Raw genomic sequence first — 1,712 nt, 5'->3', positions numbered from 1 at the left:
CCGCGCCGTGCGCTCGGAGCGCTGGCCCCGCAGTTCACGCTTCAGCTTTTCGATCCTCAGTTCAAGGCTGGCAATCAGGGCCGCGCTGTCGGACAGCATGGCTTGCGCATTGGCAGCCTCGGCAACCGCCACATCGCGCTCGGCCTGCAAAATCTCATGCTCACAAAGCAGCGCCATATAGGCGCCGGCAAGATCGTCCGGAAGAGCGAAAGGCTTCAAACTCATGAAGCCATTCAATCAGATTTTACTGTATTATCAATAGAATAATGCTATCCGACCTTCGTCGGACGCCATGTTTCCTGCGGGTTGCGCCAGTCTATTCCGGATAATAAATAACTCAGCTGCGCAGGCGATATTGCAACCGCGCCACCTTCCGCCGAAGGCCATATGAACTTCCCGCGGTCGAGCCTTTTTGTGAACAGGCAGCTGCCCTGACCGTCGCTCCAGATGACTTTTATCAGCGATCCGCTGCGCCCGCGAAAAACGAAAAGATTGCCGCCAAGAGGATCCTGCTTCAGAACCTCCTGCACCCGCAGCGCCAGAGACGGAAACCCGCATCTCATATCGGTATATCCCGTCGCAAGCCAGACCCGCACATCCTGGCCGGAAGGAAGCGAGATCATCGCAATGTCTCCAGCCCGCGCACGATCGCAAGCAGCGTATCGACATCAACCCCGCTGCCCACAATCACCCGCCGGCCATTCGCGCTCACGATTTCCATGCGATCCTTTTCCCACCTCTCGGTTCGAACCGGCGTCGGGAGTTCCACGCCCGGTGGGTTCGGCACCACGACCGCACGGACGAACCCTTCCTGCCGCGCCGCCCGCAACAGGCTTTCACCAAAGGTCTTGCGCCAGCGGTAAAGCTGCGACCGACTGATCCCGTGCCGCTGCGCTGTGGCATTGATCTGGTTCTCACCCCGAAAACTCTCAGCCACAATCCGCAGCTTCGCTTCAGTACTGAAATTCCGCCGCCGACCGGTGTTGACGATCTCAAGCCGATCAACCCGTCCGCCAGGCGTCCCTTCGATAATAGACATGCGTGTCATTGCCCCTATTCCTGTCAATAAGGACAGTGTCTGCACATATACTCTCAAAATTCACAGGCGCCCTTGCTCGGATGCGTACCATGAAGGCAGAGATGGACACGCTGGAGGCACGCAAGACCGAACTGAACACCCTGCTGGCCGATACTCCAGAGGACACACCAGACATTCTGTCGAGCGCCTCGGCAATCTATGCGAAGAAGGTTTCTGCCCTGACCAAGGCGCTCAATCGCAAGGAAGAGCGCCAAGAAGCGGCAGAGACTTTACGTGGGCTGATCGAGAAGATTTCGCTCACACCGGGGCCGGAACGCGGCGAAATTTACGCGACACTGCACGGCGAGTTGGGCACAATCCTCAATTGGACGGAGCGGCAAGTCATTGGAAATGCTGCAAAAACAACAAAACCCGCAGCGGATGCTACGGGTTTGTCGTTATCAGTGGTTGCGGGGGCAGGATTTGAACCTGCGGCCTTCAGGTTATGAGCCTGACGAGCTACCGGGCTGCTCCACCCCGCGATAATGTTTTAGCTGGTCACTGGACGGTTTGGCTGTATTGAAGTGACCTGCGAAGGCTTGGTGCAATCACTGGCTTTAGGTTGAGATCGAGCCGTGATTGCGTTTTCGTGAGTGAGAAGATAGTTTTTATGACTTTGCGCTTGGCAGACCTG

Annotated in this window: 2 protein-coding genes, 1 tRNA gene and 1 pseudogene; all 4 read right to left on the bottom strand. The window is 57.0% G+C overall.

The window, feature by feature from the left end; translation table 11 throughout:
- A pseudogene (locus tag IEX53_RS23570) lies at positions 1-225 on the bottom strand (IS66 family transposase); the annotation flags it as partial.
- A 44-nt stretch (positions 226-269) separates the two neighbouring features.
- The gene (tnpB, locus tag IEX53_RS23565; protein ID WP_188826601.1) at positions 270-623 is read right to left on the bottom strand and encodes an IS66 family insertion sequence element accessory protein TnpB; all 354 of its coding nucleotides are present in this window, start codon (positions 621-623) and stop codon (positions 270-272) included.
- Positions 620-1,039, bottom strand: a complete 420-nt coding sequence (gene tnpA, locus IEX53_RS23560; RefSeq protein ID WP_188826602.1) for an IS66-like element accessory protein TnpA — start codon at positions 1,037-1,039, stop codon at positions 620-622. Before tnpA ends, tnpB begins: the two co-directional genes overlap by 4 nt.
- Positions 1,040-1,483: 444 nt before the next feature.
- Positions 1,484-1,560, bottom strand: a tRNA-Met gene (locus tag IEX53_RS23555).
- Positions 1,561-1,712: the final 152 nt, after the last annotated feature.

It is taken from the genome of Paramesorhizobium endophyticum (assembly GCF_014640615.1).
GTDB lineage: Bacteria > Pseudomonadota > Alphaproteobacteria > Rhizobiales > Rhizobiaceae > Paramesorhizobium > Paramesorhizobium endophyticum.
The sequence above is the reverse complement of the archived record's forward strand: the minus strand, read 5'-3'. Positions and strand labels throughout refer to the sequence as shown.

Coding starts and splice junctions, on each gene's coding strand:
- tnpB (WP_188826601.1), bottom strand. CDS start 623: ATGATCTCGCTTCCTTCCGGCCAGGATGTGCGGGTCTGGCTTGCGACG.
- tnpA (WP_188826602.1), bottom strand. CDS start 1,039: ATGTCTATTATCGAAGGGACGCCTGGCGGACGGGTTGATCGGCTTGAG.